The sequence below is a fragment of the Idiomarina ramblicola genome, assembly GCF_003987255.1.
GTDB lineage: Bacteria > Pseudomonadota > Gammaproteobacteria > Enterobacterales > Alteromonadaceae > Idiomarina > Idiomarina ramblicola.
In genome coordinates, this window is record NZ_PIQC01000004.1 from 207,771 (window position 1) to 228,731 (window position 20,961).

15 protein-coding genes are annotated in these 20,961 nt (G+C 42.1%); 7 read left to right on the forward strand and 8 right to left on the reverse strand.

Going from position 1 to position 20,961, the window contains the following annotated elements; all coding sequences use genetic code 11:
- Window positions 1-70 precede the first annotated feature (70 nt).
- The 3 genes from CWI78_RS06615 to CWI78_RS06625 form a co-directional block, all read right to left on the reverse strand.
- Window positions 71-4,408: a hypothetical protein gene (locus CWI78_RS06615; RefSeq protein WP_126781445.1), complete on the reverse strand. Its 4,338-nt coding sequence runs from the start codon at window positions 4,406-4,408 to the stop codon at window positions 71-73.
- Window positions 4,409-4,816: 408 nt separating this feature from the next.
- Window positions 4,817-6,709 (reverse strand): S8 family peptidase, encoded by a 1,893-nt coding sequence (locus CWI78_RS06620; protein WP_126781447.1) that lies wholly within the window; start codon window positions 6,707-6,709, stop codon window positions 4,817-4,819.
- Between the two features lie 40 nt (window positions 6,710-6,749).
- Window positions 6,750-7,757 carry a hypothetical protein gene (locus tag CWI78_RS06625; protein ID WP_126781449.1) on the reverse strand — a complete coding sequence of 336 codons (1,008 nt, stop codon included), beginning with the start codon at window positions 7,755-7,757 and terminating at the stop codon, window positions 6,750-6,752.
- A gap of 192 nt (window positions 7,758-7,949) precedes the next feature.
- On the opposite strand from CWI78_RS06625, the gene CWI78_RS06630 reads away from it, so the two are divergent.
- Window positions 7,950-8,219 (forward strand): hypothetical protein, encoded by a 270-nt coding sequence (locus tag CWI78_RS06630; RefSeq protein WP_126781451.1) that lies wholly within the window; start codon window positions 7,950-7,952, stop codon window positions 8,217-8,219.
- 134 nt (window positions 8,220-8,353) lie between these two features.
- Here the strand turns inward: CWI78_RS06630 and CWI78_RS06635 are convergent, their stop codons facing one another.
- Both CWI78_RS06635 and CWI78_RS06640 read right to left on the reverse strand, forming a co-directional pair.
- Entirely contained in the window at window positions 8,354-9,274 is a 921-nt protein-coding gene (locus CWI78_RS06635) for an alpha/beta fold hydrolase (protein ID WP_157982699.1), read from the reverse strand.
- A gap of 669 nt (window positions 9,275-9,943) precedes the next feature.
- The gene (locus tag CWI78_RS06640) at window positions 9,944-11,518 is read right to left on the reverse strand and encodes a winged helix-turn-helix domain-containing protein (protein ID WP_126781455.1); all 1,575 of its coding nucleotides are present in this window, start codon (window positions 11,516-11,518) and stop codon (window positions 9,944-9,946) included.
- Between the two features lie 169 nt (window positions 11,519-11,687).
- On the opposite strand from CWI78_RS06640, the gene CWI78_RS06645 reads away from it, so the two are divergent.
- Window positions 11,688-13,127, forward strand: a complete 1,440-nt coding sequence (locus tag CWI78_RS06645) for a serine hydrolase domain-containing protein (protein ID WP_157982700.1) — start codon at window positions 11,688-11,690, stop codon at window positions 13,125-13,127.
- A gap of 123 nt (window positions 13,128-13,250) precedes the next feature.
- On the opposite strand, the gene CWI78_RS06650 is transcribed toward CWI78_RS06645, so the two are convergent.
- Window positions 13,251-14,420 (reverse strand): alpha/beta hydrolase-fold protein, encoded by a 1,170-nt coding sequence (locus CWI78_RS06650; protein ID WP_126781459.1) that lies wholly within the window; start codon window positions 14,418-14,420, stop codon window positions 13,251-13,253.
- A gap of 290 nt (window positions 14,421-14,710) precedes the next feature.
- On the opposite strand from CWI78_RS06650, the gene CWI78_RS06655 reads away from it, so the two are divergent.
- Entirely contained in the window at window positions 14,711-15,130 is a 420-nt protein-coding gene (locus CWI78_RS06655; protein ID WP_126781461.1) for a GNAT family N-acetyltransferase, read from the forward strand.
- A 113-nt stretch (window positions 15,131-15,243) separates the two neighbouring features.
- Here the strand turns inward: CWI78_RS06655 and CWI78_RS06660 are convergent, their stop codons facing one another.
- On the reverse strand, window positions 15,244-15,624 hold the full coding sequence (locus tag CWI78_RS06660) for a VOC family protein (RefSeq protein ID WP_126781463.1): 381 nt from the start codon (window positions 15,622-15,624) through the stop codon (window positions 15,244-15,246).
- Between the two features lie 222 nt (window positions 15,625-15,846).
- Window positions 15,847-16,995, reverse strand: a complete 1,149-nt coding sequence (locus CWI78_RS06665; protein WP_126781466.1) for an alpha/beta hydrolase — start codon at window positions 16,993-16,995, stop codon at window positions 15,847-15,849.
- 311 nt (window positions 16,996-17,306) lie between these two features.
- Here CWI78_RS06665 and CWI78_RS06670 point away from each other — a divergent pair, with 311 nt between their 5' ends.
- The 4 genes from CWI78_RS06670 (at window position 17,307) to CWI78_RS06685 (ending at window position 20,844) form a co-directional block, all read left to right on the forward strand.
- Window positions 17,307-17,738 (forward strand): nuclear transport factor 2 family protein, encoded by a 432-nt coding sequence (locus CWI78_RS06670; RefSeq protein ID WP_126781468.1) that lies wholly within the window; start codon window positions 17,307-17,309, stop codon window positions 17,736-17,738.
- 320 nt (window positions 17,739-18,058) lie between these two features.
- Window positions 18,059-18,574: a hypothetical protein gene (locus CWI78_RS06675; RefSeq protein WP_126781470.1), complete on the forward strand. Its 516-nt coding sequence runs from the start codon at window positions 18,059-18,061 to the stop codon at window positions 18,572-18,574.
- A gap of 24 nt (window positions 18,575-18,598) precedes the next feature.
- Entirely contained in the window at window positions 18,599-20,014 is a 1,416-nt protein-coding gene (locus CWI78_RS06680) for a serine hydrolase domain-containing protein (protein WP_126781472.1), read from the forward strand.
- A 113-nt stretch (window positions 20,015-20,127) separates the two neighbouring features.
- The gene (locus CWI78_RS06685; RefSeq protein ID WP_126781480.1) at window positions 20,128-20,844 is read left to right on the forward strand and encodes a hypothetical protein; all 717 of its coding nucleotides are present in this window, start codon (window positions 20,128-20,130) and stop codon (window positions 20,842-20,844) included.
- Window positions 20,845-20,961 lie beyond the last annotated feature (117 nt).

A 20,961-nucleotide genomic window follows, 5' to 3' on the forward strand; every position in this document is an offset into this window, starting at 1 on the left:
TTAGCTACGAGTCAGCAAAACTAGATCGACAGAGTACATAAAGTCAGAGCATTAAAACCTTGGCTAGGTGCTAGTTCAATTTCGGTAACCTAGTTCGCTGAACTTCGATGGGTACATCAAATATTTTTGTAAACATAGAGCAGAAAGTACGCATTTTCCTTGGGTCATTAAATCCTTCAAAACCGTCTGACCCATCGGAAACTTGTGAAATATCGGAAGCTAGAGAACCCTCATTTTCTTTCGGCTCCTCGTGCAATACAAAGAGAACCTCATCGTTCTCCCCGAAAAACACTCGTAAGTATTGGTAAGAATTATTGGTGAAATGTTTGATTTCTTTTCGCTCTGCCATTTGAGCGGACTGAAAATTAGAAACTCTGGATTTTTCAAACACTGTAATTCTTCTAAGGCCCAATAATTTTGTGAGTTCTTTATGGAGTGTTCCAGAATTAGCTAGAAACATTGCCATATATGAAGGGTTTAGTCTTAGTGTCGCCCAGCTGTTTGATGCTCCCATCCATAATTCGCCATTCCACACAATCGTAGTAGCTGCTTCGTCAGAGCCCTCGTCATTGTCATCCACATCATGGAAAAAGTTTGTTAGCTCGGTATCTTTAGATACCCTTGCTTGGATCGGATTGGTGTTCGCCCATGACCTTGCGGTTGGGAAAAACAAATGTAAGCAGTTTCCTATGTACTCCGCTCCTTTCGCTGTGAAAGCGACGCTGTCGTTATTATTATGGTCGCCTTCATGGGCTTGAGATTGATTTAGAGCTTGAAGGAGAATAAGTTCGCCAGTCCAATAGTCTGCTTTGTCATCGGTATCTTTGAATTCTTTTTCATTATCGGGAAAAGCAAAATTGTAAAGAGTATTCGGTAAAAGACCTTTGGTAACTGTTGGCTTGATGTCTGAATTGATAGCTTTAAACTCAACTTTGTTGTTTTTATCTATTTTATGGACTCTACAGACAAGAAAGTCACCGGTTCTCAACTCGCTTCTAGTTGGATTGAATCTACTGATGAGTTCAAGAGCTTGACGGAGAATGCTAGTATTTTCTTTGGTTTTGAACTCGCAAAACTTTTTGATTTGGCTTTCGACAGCTCGTTGATTATTGAGTTTGCTTTTAAAGATACCTTCTGCGTTGCTTCTAATCGCACGTTGTTTTAAGTGTTCAATCAATGTCTTAGCATATAACTCTCTTAGCTGTGTCACAGTTTCTGGCATTATTTTATGCTTAGTATCGTTACTAATAGCTAAACCAGAAAATGCTAATCTCATTTTTCGGTTTATTGCTGTTTCTTCTCGCACATTTTCATTTTTAGCAAAATCCGCCGCTTTAGCTAGGAATTGTGAAAATTTGCTTACCAACAATTCAGATTCCTTATCGCTACCTATACTCTCCTTTAAAATCGATAGGTTAGAAGCAGTTGAGTAATTAATAGACGACCATGGCGTCGAAGAACTGATCGGCAGTTCTATTTGGTTTAGATAGATGGTGCTAGGATTTCTTCTGACTCTCGTGAATTCCTTTTCTTTGAGTGTTTTGATAAGTTTCTCGATGTATCTCTGTTCAAGCAGATTGGATTGCTCCAGTGTAGTGCTAAGGCTTTCTTCCCATTGCTGGTAGTATTTAAGAGTAATTATATCTACGCCTTCTAAAGCTAGCCTATCTAGATAGTAGAGAAGAGTTCTAAATTCGTACCAAGTAAGTTGTACTTTTAATTTGCTCTCTTTCAAGCAGGCACGTATATGAGCTGTTAGATCAAAAAAAGGCGTCAAAACTTCTGAGTCAAGCTTATCCATATCCTCTGGAACTTGACGCTCGCTCCTTGATAATAGAGAGCTCGCAATTTTTCTATGAACATATACGCAAGACAAATGCTGGTTTTCATCGAGAACAGCACTTTTTAGTTGATGTGTTATTTGTTGGTATTTACTGAGCAAATCGTCAAAGTTTAAATTATGTCTGACTTGATAGAGACTCTCGAGTGAGCTTTGTAACTCAGATTGAGCGGGCAATTTATTTTCTTCGTCACTTTGGTTCTCTTGCGTATCTTGCAATTTCTGATGCTGTAAAAGTAGATTGTGAGCCCAGTTGTGGAATAAAATTAACGTATCGTTATTTGAAGATATACCCTCGAGTTTTTTAGCGTAATACCCTCCGTTGGTACTGTTCAACTCCACTTGTTCAGGGGATTTCCGAAATATTTTTATTGTGTTAACTTGAAGCCTGACCAACTGACTTACTGAGTTGAGTTCTAATAAATGAGTCGACCATTTTTCATAGTCAAACTTAGTGAATGCAAACATTGCTATGAGTGGCTCTTGCCACTCTGGGTCATGACTTACCTGGCTCCAATAATCGTCCGCGTCAGGCGAGCTATCGGAGAAGAAATTCATAATGCAGTTGAACACCGCATCTAAAATTGATTGTTTAACTTCGCCATCATTCTGAGAAGAAAGATACGCACGGTAGGACAACTTCAAAATATGGGTAAACTCATTCAGAGGCCAATCAAGGCTATTTAGTTTTTGAATTTGGGCTGGTACCGACAAGCAATAGATGGCCTTTATTAAGATACTAATTTGACTACTTCTTAACTCTACTTCGCTTTCTTGAATATTATGTATCCCTGTCAGAGATCGGTAGAAACTTAAGATACTTTGTTCTGCAATACGGCAATGTTCTGGGTGAGTCGCGATAAGTTCATGAACTTGACGTTGTAAACTAAGAACTTCTGTTTCTGAATTTATGGTGGTGTAGCTAACTAAGTACTTTCTAGACTTAAGGTTATCAAAAGATTCGAGTTCTGAATCATAAATACGTTGCCAATCGCGCTTCGTTACATTCTTAAGGCAGTAGATTAAGGCAATTGAGCGTTTGAGTATGTCAGGGTTATCTAATCCTTCAAAAAGCCGTTCGAACGGTTCATTTAATCTGGAGTTGATGCGGTCAGATATAATGTTTCCTAAGTTCCCCCAGGATTTAGACTCGTCTGTGGCTCCGAACAGTTCAGGCAATGCAGTAGGTGCCTGAACTCCATACAGCCGACAAAAAGCGTCACACCTATTGTTTACCGAAATAGCAAGCCTACTGGTAATATGATAAACACCATTTACAAGAACGTCTGCTAAGGACTCAATAATTTTGAGCTGCGTAGTTAGTTCATTCTCATTCATAGCCCGAGCCGCACGCTTCTTTTTATTCCATTCGTCGTCTCTATAATTAAGGTATCGAGCTACTTCCTTCGCTATCGTTGCACTACCAACCAAATTTTGTTCTTTGATAAAGCTGTTTAGTTTGGCTTGTACAAGCAATTTAGCCTCTTTTTCATCAAGGCTTTTAACATCTAGAAGTCGAGGGTAATTACGCTTATCAATAAAATATTCTGATTGTGACAACGCAGCAGACACTTTTTGGCGATGCTTAGAAACCAGTAACACTTTCACGGCTTCGTCATATCTAGTCAGCGATGTATCTTTAGCACTAGGGCTGGACGATTTGGTGAGCAGTTCGCAGAACTCAACTAGCTCCTGACTAAGTTTACCTTTCAGATCGTTCACATCAAAAGTAAACAAGATAGTTGGTTGGATTTTTTGAGTACAAAGTAATAAGTCTAACTCAGCCTTAAATACGCCAGTTAGTATACTAGGTTTGGTGAACAACGACGCGTCACTCGAGTATCTTTCTTCTTTTTCGAAATCTCCTCCATCTTTAAATTCTTTTTCGTTGAATCTTAAGCCATTTAGGGATTTGTATATTTTAAACCGTAAATTGAATAGCCAATATTTTATTGGTTTGTGTCCCACAAAAGCGCCAATCCCAGCCCCGATGAGAGAAAAGATACTCAGAGTAGAAAACTGTTCCAGGACAAACGCAAAGCATGCGACTATAAACAAAACGACAGCAGAACCGGCGAAGATATTATGGTTTAGGGCAATACTATCTTTTTGAGAAATATATGTGTTGTGCAGGTATCTAAAGCCTCGAAACGGCTGAGATTGACCTTTAAAATAAGTCTTCACTCGATTAATGAAGGTTTCTTTTGGCAATCGATCTTTTATAGTCTCAGATGCCTCGAGAAGAACTTTCGGCCACAAAAAGTGTAAAGGCTCCCGAGATATAAATCTGCTGTCGTCGCTGTTTACATCAATGTTAATTAATATAGGTACTGAGTTGCCATCGCTAGAGGAGCAGAATGCTTCTATATTCTCTTTAAGTAAGGTTTTACCTGAGCCTCCGACTCCACCTAGGATTAAAAAACGCTCTGTAGTACCTTCGTTGGAACTCTTTGAGTCATTGCTGGACTGGCTACCCTCTCCACTCCTTGCTCTTATAAATTTGTTGAGCTCCTGCTCCCACTTTCCTCTACGAATATAAAGCTCTTTAGGAGCTTCGATATTTTCCATTGGGCGTTCCTTGCTTAGATAGTTCCTAAAAACTCTAGTTTATTTTTTTAATATGTCCAAAAATAAATCTATACCTCCGGAGTGCGACTCCATTATTCGGGGGCGGCGTTCGTTTTAGCTTAATTTCTATTTGGTTATGATTATTCAAAGGCTTTTAAACGTGTTTTTTAGGTTGTTTTGTGACGATTAGTGTCATTTTTTGACACATAGAAATGTTAAGAATGTAACCTTTACCCGTTACAACGTTTTCTCTCGGCTCTTAAGAACCTGAGTTTTCACTGTTCAATACAATCTTCATCATATACCTATGCCAATAAAAAAGGGCCGGTCATTATAAGACAAGCCCTTTTAAACAGGGGACTTAAAACTTTACTTCAATCTTGCTAATGCCGAACGAGGTTATGAATACTAACCCGTGCAAACTGCCGGTCTATTATCTGATGCGGCATTCTGCATATTGAATTCATAAAACTCATCATCACAACCACCATCTTCAGTGCAGACATGGAATGCGTAATCACTGCTTTCAGGGTCAATATCGGATAACACAACACTACCTGATGTGTATTGACCAACTTCAGTGAACGACCCGGTTTCAAAGTCAGTACCTTTCGCGGCAGAAACCACTTTGTAGGTATCGCCTGGCTTGCTGTGGCCGTTAAAGAAATTCACCTGATAAGACTCACATGCCATGCCTTGCGCATCAAAGTTGTCAACGTACCACTGCTGCTCAGCTTCACTAGCACCTGAAAGCGCATGGCTGATGGTGTTTAGGCGGCCGTTACTCCAGGCTTCTACTGCCAGGAAGAACGCTTCACCATCAATTCGGCCTGCGCCACACTTACCATCCTCACATTTTGGAGAGTTGTTCAGCATCGGGTCAAAAGCTGTTTGCTTTAACAGCAGCTCCGCCATTTTGAAGTTTAACTCTGGGAAGTGGCGCTTGGTTTCGGCAATCAGACCAGAAACAATTGGCGCGGCGAATGAGGTGCCGTTAACAACGCGCATCTCGACATCCTCAGGCATGCCGTAAGGCGTGCCATCGGCATAAACCTGAACACCCGGAGCAAAAACGTCAACAGCGTGACCGTAGTTGCTAAAGCCCGCCAATTGACCGTTTTGGTCCATTGCTCCAACAGTAATTACATCTCTACATGTCGCCGGAGATATAAGCTTGGCTTCTTTGCTGTCATTCCCAGCCGCGACTACGGGGATGAATCCAGCCCCTTGCATATTATCGATCGAAAGCTGTCCCGAATAACCACACGGAAACTCTTCCTCTAGCGATGGATCAAGAGTAACACTGCCACCATAGCTCATATTAACCACACCGGGCTCACCCTCATAAACATCATCGTGATACTGAACCGGGATACCTGAAAGCCAGTCGTTTGCATCATAGGTGTCATAAGGAGCGCCATCACCGCAGTTTAGAGCTCGAAGCGCCATGACATCGGCGTTTCCTGCTACACCCGCTACGCCCTGTTCATTATCTCGGGTTGCCCCCATAACTCCAGCTGCTGATAAGCCATGACCTGTGCATGATTCAACATCTCCACGCGGGGTAATGTTGTCGGGCTCAAACTCACGGCTTGTATCGCCCCATGAAACCATATTCACACCACTTCCATATAGAACATCTTCGGAAGCAGAGAAGCCGCCATCAATGACAAACATCTTTGCTTTAGGCAAGTCGCTGCGTTGACCACGAGCCATCACGCTGGCAATCCCAGAGCTCATCATGGAGTCACCCACACGGTACATGCTTAAACGCTGAGCTTTGTAATATTCATCGTCAAACAGGTTGTAATCTGGCCCGCCATGAATTGGACCATCGGTGATAAATGGAATAGTCGCGGATTGCGACTGCATCTTGAAGTTTTTCATGCTGCCATGAACTTCAACAGACTCGTACAGTCCGGTTGCCATTAATGCGTGGATCACTTCCTGATCGGATAGACCGTGACGCTCGAGCTTTACTGAGCTGATTGGCCGAATGTTGCGCTCAAATGAAGGCGTGGATTGACCGTTTTGCACAGTCATCTCACCTAGTACACGGATATTAGTGTCGCGCACCGGGACACACCATTCGTTACCGGTGTCACCTGCCGCCACGCAACGTATTTCCGTGTCACGTTCTGTCAATCTGTTCACCGAGCGCACGATATTCGATTTACTAACAGACAGCTCCTCTGTGTTCGTCGCTTTGTGAATCAGTGATACATAAGCCTGGCTACTCCCTTCTGCCTGTGCTGAGCCGAAAAGTGCCGATAATACGCTTGCGATAATTAGCTTTTTCATAATATTTGTCTCGTCCTAGTTGCAACCTAAAGGCACCTGATTATTCGGCATTTGAAAACGTCTGTGCAGCAGCATGTCCTGCCACGATGATGTCGCGTAAGTACTCAAATTCAGGTTTGAACGTCCAGTTGCCATGCTCGTCGAAACTGCCATTGTCAGGGGCGGTGTAGAAAATCGAGTAAGTTCCGGTACCAGCATCAAAGCCGACATCACCGTACGCGGGCTCCTGAATGACACCACCACTGCGCTCAAAAACGTAGTCAAACATCGGCTTTACACGAACCAGGTGCTCATTGAAGCAGCGCGGTGGTTCACAGGTTTCTGCTGAAATGTTAGCTAAAAAGCCATCAAAGGCGTCTGACTCGTTCACAGAATTGTCTGCATAGCCACTGATCCGGTCGTCACTGACGTGTGCGCTTAAAAGTGCGTTGTTATCAACACCATCACCGCTGGTCGCACTCAAATACAAAGGTTTTATGTCCTTAATATCGATATCACCGCCAGACAAATTTACGCCTTTAACCAAACGCTCTACCATTAACCACTCAGCGATAAACTGACGCTGTGCTGGGAGAACCGACTGGACCGAATCGACATATGCAGCAGTTTGATTTCCTGACTCGTTGTTAACCACAACCTCAACTGTTTCTGACTTTGTCTCGTCGCCTTTGGTGGCTTCTATGGTGATGGTGTACTCGTCCCGCTTATAAGCAATATCACCGAAACCAAATACAAACCCTTCGCTACTTTGTTCAACAGTAACACCACTGGCGTTACCATCTGTCTCATCATCCGAGTCTTCCCCAGACCGACGAATTGAAGCCGTTATTGATTCACTACCTTCGCCCCCGGAGGTCGACACACCAACGGTTAGTGAAGAGTTTTCTTCTACCGATTCGGCGGAGTCGACGCTCACGGAATACGCAGGCGGAGGTGGAGGCGGTGTCGTTGATGTGTTGTCAGAGGTGTCATCACCTCCGCCACCACCGCATGCAGAAAGAGCGAGGGTCAAAGCCGATAAAACAAAAATTTTACGAGTCACATACATGTGCAATTTCACTCCGGTCAAGGATTCAGTCAATAGACGCACTAAACCCTCGAACTCTCTCGGGATTAAACTTCTGCGCCGTCTGCGAGTAAAAGGCGGCGATACCACCCCAATAAATTAAGTAATTACTTAAAGGATTATGAGGAAACTCTATCTCAACTGTCAAGTAATTACTTAACAATTGGATGAACCATGTTGTCACTATCGGAGTACCTGAACGAACTGAAGACAATCAAAGAGTTGAAGAATGATGCTGATGTGGCCCGACTGCTGGGCGTATCTTCGGCCCACATCAGCCAGCTACGTGGTGGCCTGCACATGGGCGAGCTAAAATGCTATGAATTGGCACTGATGTTGAAGCGCGAGCCGCTGGAATTGCTCAGTCTGAATCGTGCCTTGAGAAGCAAAGACCGAAGGCTACAGGAGTACTGGCTTGAAGTGCATAAGCGCAGTCAATCTTAACGAAGCTCTTAGTGAGGGTTTCAATTTCTGTCTGCATTGTGCCCCTGTTTCAATCGCTAACTGCAATGCTCGCTTATACCCTGCAACACTGGCTTCTCAACGCTGACAGACTACGCCAAAACGCTTACTTAAACTTATTGGCTGGTTGTTATTTCGCGCGCAATCCAGTTTTTCATGATTGCAGCTAACCTATTCGGAGTCACCATGTGAATCACATGCTGACTCCGCTGTATCGCGGCTACATCTGCGTTTTCCATTTGGCTCACGAACCTGGCAATACCCAGGTAGTTCATCTTATTCAGCGCTTCAAAACAAGCCTGCCCAGGCTCTCCCACACCTAACAGTAGATCTTCTGTCTGCTCCGGAAGATGATTTATTGAAATGGAGGGAACCGTGATACCTCTATAATCCGGCGTCACGTTGTCGTGCTCAAAAAGCTTGTTCAAAGTGTTGAGGTCGGCAAACGGCAGGTAGTTCCCGTCATCATCAAGCACCCGCTGTGTGTTATAAAAGCTTTCTTTATACTTAAATATATCAATGCTTGCCTGCGCAACATCAGGACAATGTTCTCCTATTTCAGGGATATGTTCATACGCTTGCACTGCGTCGATATAGATGAGTCCGTTCACGCGCTCTGGAAAATGCTTACCCAGATAAGTGAGCTCAAAGCCTGCAAATGAATGACCTGCAAAAATAGCTTTTTCAATGTCTAAGCTGTCCAACGAGCTAATAATGTCCGTAGCCAGCCTCTCGATAGAAAAGTCACCATTTTGGGGGGGCTCAGAATTTCCGTGCCCAATTCTAGTCAAGGCAACGACCCTAAAGTCGTCCGTGAAATGTGCCGCAAATTCATCATAGGTATGAGCGTTCATGGGCATTCCTGCCAGTAAAAACAGTACCGGCTTGTTATCACCACCCCAGTCCAGCACCTCAAGCTTAGTCGTATCTTCCACCTCAATGAAAAATGCCTCGTGATTGGCCTCATCAACCCATTCGGCAAGAGCTAGAGGAGACATGAGAATATGAACAAATAAACCTATGAATATTCTTTTCATCGTTTTTCCTTGAATTAAGACGACAAACGCTCGCAGCATGCGAGAGTCTGCAGTGAAAGCGCAGTAATAACGAAGGCCGTCTGTACCTGGCATTGCTATAGCGCACCGGTAGCCGTACCGATTATGAATCTCATCGTATCTGCGTTAAAAACTTCTCGTCAAAATCGCGTCGGAGATAATTTAAGCACTTGCGTAACATTTATATATTACGCGGGCGCACTTAGGAACTCGTTCAGCCGATAATTTCGGTTGTTAACTTACTGATAAAGCGAGCATTAATGCTTTGAAAGGCTCCAGCTTAGTAAAGGCAAGTTGAGTATGCTCAGTCACACTCTGCCTGGCGGACAATATCTAATTTTTACTTTTTGTTATGTCATTGATAGTAAACGACTTAAATACACAGCACAATAACAACACGCGCAGTATTTCAGAAATAAGCATGCCGTGCCTGGTTCACGTCATCCTTCGTTATTAATGATAGGAAAGCGAGTCACTAGTTGAATTAAGCAAAAAGCCCGATGGTCCGTTCATCGCTCGTTGCTGACCTTCGGCTTGGTGCAGAAACGGACCTTGACGTAAAAATAACAATGTAGCGTCAGAATAAACTCTGCATAAACGAAGTTACTCTTAAGTTCAGTAAACATAGTATTGAAAAGTCCAGAGGTCTCACTAAGTTCGCGGTGGAATACGCTTCGGCATTTTATCTTTGTTTTTCGATTCAATCAGATTCAATAACTCATTAAATCGATACGAAGTGGTGATGCCTGAACTTACCGGCAGGTGAGTGTACCGATAAGTCGTTGTGAGCCCCTCAAATATAGCAGATTCAAACTTATTCGTTGCCTCGGTACCTTTATCATTAATTAATAGCACTATCCCCTCCAGAAAAGTAAGTTCAGCCCACTGGTCCCCATCTAGCTTGAGCTTTGCAATTTGCTCACCCAACTTGGATAATTCTGAGCGGTCTTTTTTAAGTGCGGCTAAATAGACTGCTGCTGAAAGGTAATATCGTCCGCCTAAGCTTGATGCTGCGGAAAATTCATCAATCGCTTCTTCAATTTGATTGTCGATCAAGAGTGCTAGACCCAGTAACCAACGGGCTTGCTGCGAATTCTGTTGTTTATGAATCACGTCGCGTAATATCGAAATTGCCTCTACATGTCTTCCGCTTTCTAGTAAATACTCACTAAAAAGTAGGCGAGACATTAGAAAGCCAGGATCTATATTTAACGTTTTACTGAATTGCTCTTCGGCAGCGTAGAAGCGATATGATTGACGGTATAACTCTCCAAGGATTGCGTTAGTAAATGGGTTACCAGGATCGAGTTCAACTGATAAGATTGCAAGCTTATGCGCTTTAATAAAGTGACCTAACTGGATCTCTACAAGTGACGCATAGGCTGGAATCTCACCCCAACTAGGTTCAATTTGACGCGCAAGGTTGAATGAAGCAATTGCGTTTTCATATTGTCCGGACAAATAGTAGGCAAGCCCGAGAGCTTTATGACCCCAAGCCAAGTCGTCACTAATTTGTACGGCTTTTTCCGCATGCTTTTTCCCTAGTTCCAACCAGGCTTTATCCTTTCCATAGTGCCAATAACCTCGAAGATAAGCGTCGCTCAACCCACTGTGGCTTGAAGCGTTCTGAGGCTCTCTATTTATCGCATCTTGATACAATGAAATCGCTGTATCGTTGTCTTTTTCTGTAAATTTCAAATAGCTCTGAGCCGCTTGATAATCGAGAGCTTCGCTTATTTCATTAGGTGGATTCTCGTTTTCATGGTGAAAGAGAACGAATGAACTCATTCCTATTGCAAGTACTCCAAAGCTAGCTACTAACCATATAGGTAAGCGAGATACTAATCGTTTGATTGAATAGTAGGTGGCTTGGAAATCGCCAATATCATTGTATGCGCTCTCTGAGCGCTTAATTTTTCTTACCGTTGCAACGCACCTATATCCCATTCCACGTTCGGCGACAATGTACTTGGGTTCAGAATGATTATCAGCTATCGAGTCTCTCAAGCGAGATATTCGCTTCTTAAGGTTCTCATCCGAGACAACTCTGTCTTTCCAAACAGCTTTTATAAGTTGGTCATGAGGCACGATCTCAGGAGCGTGTTCAACAAGCTCCTGCAGTAATCGATAGGACAGTTCTGGTAAAGAAATATCGTCCCCATTTCTTATCACCTTCTTGTTTAAGGGATCTAAAATCAGGTCGTTCCCTACCTTAAAGACATCCATCACTAACTCCACCCTGAGCTGCTAATTATTTGATTTTAAATATTTTTCATCGATTGGTCACCATAAGTCACCAAAAAGGACCATTAAAGTCATGTTTCCTTTCTCATGCTCAGGTAAGTTTTTCAGAGAAACGAAAATATTATCTCATTTTGAACGACTAAGGATGATTATGTATATAAAATTATTAAGTATTCCTGCCCTACTCTTAATCAGTGCTTTTGTAGGAGCAACTGAAATCAAGGCTTCAAAGTTAGATGCTTTTGTTGAGTCTTACGCCGAAAATGATGAATTTAATGGCTCAGTATTAGTTTCTTATCAAGGTGAAGTGTTGCTAAAGAAAGGTTACGGCTATGCCAATATGGAATGGAAAATCCCCAACTCTGTCGATACAAAATTTAGAATAGCCTCGACAACCAAGCCTCTTACAGCGGCACTGATTTTAAAATTAGTCGAAAAAGGAAAAATAGATTTAAGTCATTCAATCCGTGATTACTTACCGGGCTATCGCAGTGATACCGGCGGTAAAGTAACTATTCATCAGCTCTTAAACCATACATCAGGGATCCCAAACGTATTCAGTCATCCCGACTTCAAAGATATAGAAGCGAATAACCCTTATAGTCTAAATGACTTTATTTCAAAGTTTTGCAGCGGAGACCTGAAGTTCCAGCCCGGTAGTCAGTTCAGTTATAGCAATGCTGGCTACTCCATTTTGGGTAAAATAATCGAGCAAGTGACCGAGTTAAGTTATAAACAAGCTTTGCAGGATTATATTTTCAATCCGCTAAAAATGCATAACAGCGGGGATTCTTACTCTGGCTATGTTGTTCCAAAAAGTGCTAAAGGGTATGAGAAAACGTTAGGAGGACTGAAACCGGCAAAGAATATTGATATGACTGTCACCTATGCTGCGGGCTCTATTTATTCAACGGTCGGAGACTTATATCAGTTTAGCGAGGCCTTGTATTCAAATCAGATATTTAGTGAAGCACTAAAAAAGAGAGCTTTTACAGCGTCGCCTCATCGCAATTATGGTTATGGCTGGTTGATCACTGAACTACCAAAGGAAAAGTTCGGTAAAAAGCTCACTCAGATACATCATCCGGGTATGATGCCTGGTTTCAATGGTGACGTAATTCGTGTAATTGAAGATGATATTACAATTATTATCCAAAACAACACTGGAGGCGCACCACTTCGTGCTCTGACAGAAGGCATTTTGAGCATTATTTATGAACGCCCGGTTGTTTTTGCAAAAAAACAAATCGAAGATGAGCTCTACTCTAAGCTACGCCAGGATGGAATCGAGGCTGCGATAAAGTCATATATGCAACTTCAGAAATCGAACAAGGGTTTCAGCGAACGTGGCTTAAACTATTTTGGTTATCAACTGATGGAAGTTGAAGAAATAAATGCAGCGATAGCTTTCTTTGAGCTCAATGCAAAACAACATCCTGAGTCTTCAAATGCTTTTGACAGTCTCGGAGAAGCCTATCTTGCCAACGAAGAATTTAAGAAAGCCCTAATAGCATATGAAAAATCACTTTCGCTAGATGAGCACAATAAAAATGCATCTGAAGCAATCGATAAGATAAATGAATTACTATGAGCCGTCATTAAATGATTAGAAATACTAAATTTATATTTAGCATGGACCAAGAACTATAATAGTTCTTGGTCCAAGTTGCCCGCTTCAAAGGAAGTGAGTAGAACCATACAACTCATGATGACTTCATTTCTGGTCACCGCTTATTTTCTGCTGCAAGTTATCAAGTCGGGTTTTAAGTGCGTTATTTTCAACATTTTCTTTGTAGCTAATTGCTAACGCTTTCTTTCTCATCTCCAGAGCTTTATTTAATTTACCAGCTGCTTCATAACCATCAGCGAGGCTGTCATATCCATCAGATTTGTTTGGATAACTTTCGGTGTTACTTCTGAAAATTGAGATTGCGGTATCATAGTCCTGCTTTTCTAAAGCATTGTACCCAGCGTGATTGATAGCTTTGTAGCTTGGTTTGGCGTTATACCCATATTTTTTAGAAACGTCTTTATAGTATTGTTGTATGGCTGTAACCCCTTCCTCGATTACTGCTCCAGAAGGTCGCAGTGAAGTGAGTTGCTTTTGAAACGCGAGGCTCATACCTGCTAGAGCTGTCGTATTGTGGCTCTCAGATACATCCAGATTAGTGTCGTAGCTGAACCCCTCACGATTGCTGGTATTCAATAGTTCTTTATATCGTTCAAATGCACTAAGCATTTGCCCGCCCTCATTCCCCATATTTACGTATAGGTACTTATTTAAGTCTTCTGGTTGGCTCAAGAATTTTGCAGCATCAGAAAAAATGACTTCGCTATCCCACCAAAGGCTCGGACTGAAAGCGAAATAAGCCTGAAACATTTCGGGTCTTGACTGCAGTGCATATACAGATAATAAGCCGCCAAGTGAGTGGCCGGAAAGGATCGCGTAATTATTTGTTCTGTAATTTGAATTTATAAAAGGTTTAAGCTCAGCCTCGATGAAATTAAGAAAGTCGTCTGCCCCGCCAGAAATGCCCCATTGATCATAGCTTTCATCATGGGTAGGTGTGAAATCCCGCGCACGGTGCGTGTTAGTTATGCCAACAATAATCATCTCCTGTGCCATTCCATCCTGACTTAGTAGATCCAATGTTCCGGCAGCATGCGCGAAGTTTCGCTGCCCATCCGTCAGATATAAAACGGGATAAGAAGTATCGGTGTAACGTGAATAATTGTTTGGAAGATGAATAATCAATTCACGTGACTCATCCAAAACCTCAGAATCAATACTAACTATTACTGACTCCCCCCGGACTTTAGCACTGGCTTGCATGGAGATGAATAGCATTAAACATACAAAGGCAGGTAAAAACTTATGTCTCATCACAATTCCTTTTTTATGGAGGCACTAGGGCATAAAGCTTACTGTGTATTGTTTTAAATCAGCGACTTGAGATTACATGGTTAATCCGTTTTGTCAAAAGCTCACTGGAAGTAGCATTGAGAGTTTTACTAATTTACGGGGTATACCTTAAACAACCCCTAAAGCAGAAGCTAAGCAAAAGACTTTATGTCCGCTTTGAACTCACAGCCGAATAGCAGACATTGGCATTCTCTATCCTACAAGGTAATGTAGTTTGCAAAGTCGAGGTAATACACCCTTAGGACTACGGAATGCCAGCATCTCAGATTGTTTTAAAAGAAGAGCCACCTAATGCATCAGATTTCGCATTAATTAGAAGGTCTGTTGGTTGGGAAAATCCAGAATTACCAATTATTCAAAACAGCATAAATTCTTCTTTATTCTGGGTTTCAGCATATCTTGACAATCGAATGGTTGGCTGTGGCCGTTTAATTGGCGACGGCTCAATGTACTTCTATGTTCAGGATGTCATCATTCATCCAGAACATCAGAACCTTGGCTTGGGCTCTCAAATCATGCAATCTATAAATCAGTACATTGCTGTCAATTGCCCACCTGGTTCAACAGTTGGACTACTAGCAACAAAAGGAAAAGAAGCGTTTTATCGAAAATATGGTTTTAAACCTCGTAACGGTCAAGAATTAGGTTTGGGCATGTGCCGGTTTATTTAGCTATTCCCCTTAGCGGATAATCTCAGTTTTACTACTGGCTCCTAACGGCGTTAGAGTCCTACTCGCAGGGTGTCATAGAGCAAGGATCGGACATTAACTTCCAGCTTAATTTGTTATGCGCGTTTCTCAATTTTCCACGGTGGGTTCAAGCGGTTCTCACCAGCCCAATAAAGTTTGATTTTGTTACCAGATGGATCTCTTAATATTGCTTCCTTCCATAGATAGCGTTGCTCGGTAGGTTGCTGCTCAAACTGAATTCCTTTTTGACAAAGACGCTGGTAAAGCTCGTCAAGATTTTCATGTTCGAAGTAAATTATCGAATTATTCTCAAAGTCGTCGCTTTCAAGTGATAATGAAAATGTAGAATTGCCCTCTGGACAAGAAAATCTAGCGTAATGCTGTGTATCGACGATTTGAGTAAAACCGAGAGTAAGATAAAAGCTTACGGCATCATCCATATTTTTTACTGGTAGAGTAACCTGGTTAAGTTCCATTCAACCGCCTAGCGTATAACGACTTATTAGAGTGAATTCTTAGTAAAACACAGAATAAAGGAGATTCAAATTTCCTACACAACCTACACCATTTTTGATAACAAAACTTTACCAAGACGTGTGTCGGTTATGGTCCCTGAGCCTATTACAGACAACAATTTAGTTCCGATAGCGAGTACTGCCGGTAGTGCCTTTTTAGCATTGGAACGATGTTGACACCTTTTAGTTGCTATTAAGTTTTGACTGGTATCGCTTCAAAGCTGCGCTGTGCTTTTTTCTATGCCATGTTAGCTGATTTTCCGAGTGCTTCACTGCATCCGTTTGAAATTTAACTGCGCTTTTAAAGTCTCCCAGGCTTGCATAAGCTTTAGCAACGTAATGGTAACTGTAAGAGTCATCGGGGTAGAGCGCTATAAGTTTTTTTAATACATCAAAACCCTTCTCAGAGCTAGACTCAATGAGGTGATTTCCGAGATTTTGAATCGAGCGTTTAGGAGAGACTTGAAATCCATATTTCTCGTCAGATAGAAACTTGTAATGCGCCACTATTGCCTCAACACCTTTTTGAGAAATAGCAGAGTCAGGTGCTAAACCATTATGAATATCATCAAACAGCGTTTCGATGGCTGTAACCGTCGACAATATAGGTAAAGACATAAAGTAATTATCGGCGAAATGCTTTTCGTGCAAATCCAGGCTTGAAGGTGCATATTGCTGAAGCTGTTTGCTAAGCCTCGCATAATCAGTCTGCTGATGGTTTTCTTTTACATTGGTGCCATAGCTAAAGAGTAAAAAGCGCGGCTTCTTATCAAGTTTAGATAGCATCTCTTGAGCGTTTGATTGCAAGCCAACAAAGTCATTTTTAAGCTCTGGGCTGACCGCAATATATGCATTCATTAAATCCGGCTTCCTAAATAATGCTGACAACACAATACTGCCGTTATGCCGAAACCCGCTCATGATACGAAATCCGTTAGTGCGGTAGGTATTATCTAGTTCAGTGAACAGCTTTTGTTCAAAGAAATCGAGTAGCGGCGTTGTTTCCCCTGAACTGTCAAAGAGCTTTCCCACCGGATTACCCTGCGCGGGTGTAACAATAATCGTCTTGAGCCACGGCCATTCTCCATTATGACTCATCCAGTCATGCGTCCCTCTTAGATAGGTAGTTGCATGAGGATGAAAGTCAAAAAGCACTGGATAACTCCTGGAAGTTTTCTGTTGGTAACCTGATGGCAGTACGACGTTGAATACCAGAGGAACTTCAAATTCGGAATGTTGAATCTCCAACTGTTTGGTCACTGATGAAGCATGAGTAATGAAACTGAGGAAAACGACTAATAGGCTTAACAATATAGCGGGTGCATTCTTCATCGAACTTACACTTTAAATGTTTGTTAACTTAGAGCTAACATTACCATAACGACTTTCGGATGCTAGTGAAAATCGGTCTACAGAAGCAGATGGCCATCTAATAGCAGGAAGCTGAAGATTTGCTATGAGCGAAAGGCTGACACTGATGACTCAGAACTCAGTTAGCATTTCCACATACGAACTGTTCATCTCTTATAAAGTCATGTACTAGCAAAGACGGGTCTTGTCTGTTATTAATACTAAAAATATACAGGTGTATTGGGCATTAGAAAAACACCTCATATTAAATTAAACTCCCTCAAGGAAGATAAATGAAATATTTTTATGCAATGCTTGCTTCACTTTTACTATCAAACGCAACACTTGCCAGCGAGCTGACCGCCAAGGTTAACGAATATTTCGAAGCCCAAAAAGCCGTAGAACATAAAGACTCAAAGGAAAGTGACGTTAATAACTTACTGGCCTTGCTTACTAAAGACGCAACGTTCGAACACCCCAGATTTGATGCCATTCTATCCAAAGACGAATATAAAGAAGGCCTCCTTAACTACTTAGGAAGTTATGGCGAGTGCGATATCCAGATAAAGAATGTTATTGAAGGACTTAATGCGGTCACCGTCGAATATTTGCACCCCTGCACTGATAGAGAAGGTAATTCAGATCCTGAAAGGAACAAAGAGGCATTGGTTACTTTGTTCGAATTTAAAAGTAATAAGATAAACCTAATTAAGCATTATTTCTGATCCGAAAGTTAGTAATCTTAACCAACCTGTAGAGCTCTAAAAAGCTACTACAATAATTATTGAGCCGAGATATTTTGACGCACACGACCTCAACACCACCAACGCCGCCTGAAATTACCTCCGAGTCTCAAGATTCAACTTTTTTCTCACGCTTAGCCGTTTTCATTACTGTCGTAGTATTTTTTGGATTTATTCTTAATGGGGTCGTCAACCATGAACAGTTTGGACGATTCACTTTATGGATAGGGTTACATGGAGCATGCAGTGCGGCCTGGTACCTGTTACTTATTAATCAGTTAAGGCTTTCCAGAACTGGTCGTATGGAAGCACATAAACGTATGGGGAAAATCAGTGTTGTGCTGGTAATAGCTATCCTGTCGACTGGCGTAATGATGGTGCTGGGACTATACGAATACCTGGTTAATATGGGTGCTTTTGATCCTTCCGATGCAAGCGCTCGAACACTAGCAGGAGGCTTGATAGGCGGCACCTTTTTGCAGTGGACCATATTTGCAGCTTTATACATTTTGGGTTTGCTTAATGTCCGTAACCCGACACACCACAAACGATTTATGTTGGCCTCTGCTATACAAATGATGCCTGAAAGCCTGTCCCGTATTACTCATGTGCTGAGCCTGCCGGGTTACGGGATGCTGATCATTATGTTTTTGGTTTACTTATCGATTATGGTGTATGACTGGAGAACCGACCGCCGCCTTCACTGGAGTACCCTTACTGCTCTTGCGCTGTTTATCCTTTTGGCGATCTCAATTTACACAGTTTTCCGCTCACAGGTCTGGGGAGACTGGGTAGTTAACGTGTTAAGCGGAATATGATTTTCTAACTGCACAAGGAACGTAATGAAATTTATAGCTTATTTTATACTTCTCATGAGTCTGACTTTCCCGGTCGTAAAGGCTGAAGCCAATAGCGCCTTTGATAAGCTATTAGATCAGTATCATCAACAAATTGGCTTTTCTGGCTCTGTACTCGTCATGAAAAATGGCAAGCCTTTGTTAGCAAAGGCTGTGGGGTATGCAGATGATACTGTGCCAGAACCAGTCACTCTACAAACACGTTTTAATATTGGCTCCATCCAAAAGAACCTGACTGCTGTATTAGTTCTTCAAGCTCATGATAAAGGATTATTTAATCTTGACGATACTCTCAATAAGTTTTCTCTGGGTTTCACGGATCCGCAGACGCAGAACATCACGATAAAACACTTACTGGAACACCGCTCTGGTTTTGGTGACCTGTTTACAGCCGAATACCGAAAGAACCCAAGCAAGTACAAAACCATCAATGAAAAATTGGAAGTTTTGAGGGATCACTCCCTGCTGTTTACGCCCGGCAGTAATCGAAGATATTCAAATTATGGCTACATTGTGCTTGGAGCGATTCTCGAGAAAACAACGGGCCAGAATTATTGGAAGTTGCTCGAAGAAGATATTTTTCAGCCTTCACGTAACGTACTTACTCGTGAACAAATCAGTCATACACAAAAAACATTAGCCGAGCCTTATCACTTGAGTTATGACGGGATACGGTTGCCGGTAGCGCCGAACCTGCGCGAGCATAAATCTCCTGATGGAGGCGGTCAAATGAGTGTGTTTGAGCTTTATGCCTTCTACCATCATCTGTTCATAGATAAAGAATTGTTGTCACCCAGCAGTTTAAAGACTTTCAGGGCACTACAAAAAGACCAACAGCAATGGCTGGCGTTTGGCGGTGGGGCTGGTGTGAGCACTGCCGTAGAACTTGATTTTGTCAACGATACTTGGGTGATTGTACTGGCAAATACAGACCGTTTAGTTGCTGAACGCCTCTCATCAAGACTTAGAAGTCTGGTGGCAACAGGCGAATACGCAGACGTAAAAGTTTCACCTCAACTCTTCACTTACCGTTTTTATAAGCAAAAGAATGAGGAAACATTCGTATCGGAATTTGAGGCTGCTTATGAAAAAGCGGGCTATCGCTCTTTTATGGGTAAAGTTGTGACAGACTTAGCAAGGGAACTCATTGCTGACGAGAAAGGTCACGAAGCTATTCCTCTTCTACATTTTTTAACTACGCGTTACCCGTCTGTTCCAGACGTTCATGATGGACTCGCATTTGGGTACTGGAGTATAGGGAAAACAGAAAAAGCAAAGGAAGTATTTTCAAAGGCTTTGAGTTTACAAAAAGATTATCAGAGCCAATTCAGTACGGATAATTATCAAACCTCAATCGGTCCAGAAGTTTCAAGCCCGCCCTCCAATTCAACTAAGCAATAAAAATCTGCACCAACACCAGTATTGTCGACAATATAACGAGGATAATCAGTAATTATTTATAATTTACAACTTATAAATGTACATTGTCGACAAACCGACGAAATTAGAATGCTATGCTTTTCAACTTCTTTGGGACTTTGAATTCAATATTGATTGTAGTCAGCTTGATTGGTGTTTTCTCTCAGGTACGAACAATTTGGTCACGAAAAAAAGGTAACTTGAATAGAGCAACTGAAGCCCTCTCTCTTAATAAGTTTTTCGTGAGCTTTTTGGCTTACTACTCTTTCTTTGTATATGGCATGTCAATAGAGCCTTTTAATCATTTCATTGTTTGGCCGAGGCTGACCGCTGCTCTGTTAGTAGCTGTTATTTTGTATGAAATATGGTTTGACCGGAAAACTGCTGTCCCTCTGACTTTCTTTATTTTTGCGATTTTCTTGCTTGCATCAGGAGCCATTTTCGGACTGACGGCAGGCACATACGAAGATGAAGGACGTCATTTAATGACAGTAATGATTGTTGTAATTACCATCTCCCTTGCACAAGGTTATATTCATCAAATCATCCAGGTTCTTAAGTTAGGCAGCACCGGTGCACTAGATATCAAGATGAGTCAATTCATTTTGCTTATGGATATGTCGACAATCGCATTTGCTTTTGCCATGGGACTCGAAAATGGCTGGCCTCTATTGCTACTAGCAGTAGTTAGTGCCTGTACCAAGCTCATTATCCTTTACCTTTTTCATTGGGCCAGGACAAGCTTGTCAGCAGAGAGAAGGCGCCAGGCTCTAAGCCAAAGGTCAGCAACGAGCGAAAAGCCGACTTTCTGACTTTCGGCCTACTTCAACTAATGACTAGCCGCCCCGTTATTAGTAAGTGTGGGTGAGACCAATGATGGACGGCATCTTCACTTCGGCAATATTGCGCGCTTTGTTGTTGAGTTGTTT

What these genes read in the sequence shown, in the direction of transcription:
- CWI78_RS06650 (WP_126781459.1), bottom strand. Translation starts at nt 14,420, where the DNA reads ATGAGACATAAGTTTTTACCTGCCTTTGTATGTTTAATGCTATTCATC.
- CWI78_RS06625 (WP_126781449.1), bottom strand. Translation starts at nt 7,757, where the DNA reads ATGTATGTGACTCGTAAAATTTTTGTTTTATCGGCTTTGACCCTCGCT.
- CWI78_RS06675 (WP_126781470.1), top strand. Translation starts at nt 18,059, where the DNA reads ATGGAAGCACATAAACGTATGGGGAAAATCAGTGTTGTGCTGGTAATA.
- CWI78_RS06680 (WP_126781472.1), top strand. Translation starts at nt 18,599, where the DNA reads ATGAAATTTATAGCTTATTTTATACTTCTCATGAGTCTGACTTTCCCG.
- CWI78_RS06665 (WP_126781466.1), bottom strand. Translation starts at nt 16,995, where the DNA reads ATGAAGAATGCACCCGCTATATTGTTAAGCCTATTAGTCGTTTTCCTC.
- CWI78_RS06640 (WP_126781455.1), bottom strand. Translation starts at nt 11,518, where the DNA reads ATGGATGTCTTTAAGGTAGGGAACGACCTGATTTTAGATCCCTTAAAC.
- CWI78_RS06620 (WP_126781447.1), bottom strand. Translation starts at nt 6,709, where the DNA reads ATGAAAAAGCTAATTATCGCAAGCGTATTATCGGCACTTTTCGGCTCA.
- CWI78_RS06645 (WP_157982700.1), top strand. Translation starts at nt 11,688, where the DNA reads ATGTATATAAAATTATTAAGTATTCCTGCCCTACTCTTAATCAGTGCT.
- CWI78_RS06630 (WP_126781451.1), top strand. Translation starts at nt 7,950, where the DNA reads ATGTTGTCACTATCGGAGTACCTGAACGAACTGAAGACAATCAAAGAG.
- CWI78_RS06635 (WP_157982699.1), bottom strand. Translation starts at nt 9,274, where the DNA reads ATGAAAAGAATATTCATAGGTTTATTTGTTCATATTCTCATGTCTCCT.
- CWI78_RS06655 (WP_126781461.1), top strand. Translation starts at nt 14,711, where the DNA reads ATGCCAGCATCTCAGATTGTTTTAAAAGAAGAGCCACCTAATGCATCA.
- CWI78_RS06660 (WP_126781463.1), bottom strand. Translation starts at nt 15,624, where the DNA reads ATGGAACTTAACCAGGTTACTCTACCAGTAAAAAATATGGATGATGCC.
- CWI78_RS06670 (WP_126781468.1), top strand. Translation starts at nt 17,307, where the DNA reads ATGAAATATTTTTATGCAATGCTTGCTTCACTTTTACTATCAAACGCA.
- CWI78_RS06615 (WP_126781445.1), bottom strand. Translation starts at nt 4,408, where the DNA reads ATGGAAAATATCGAAGCTCCTAAAGAGCTTTATATTCGTAGAGGAAAG.
- CWI78_RS06685 (WP_126781480.1), top strand. Translation starts at nt 20,128, where the DNA reads ATGCTTTTCAACTTCTTTGGGACTTTGAATTCAATATTGATTGTAGTC.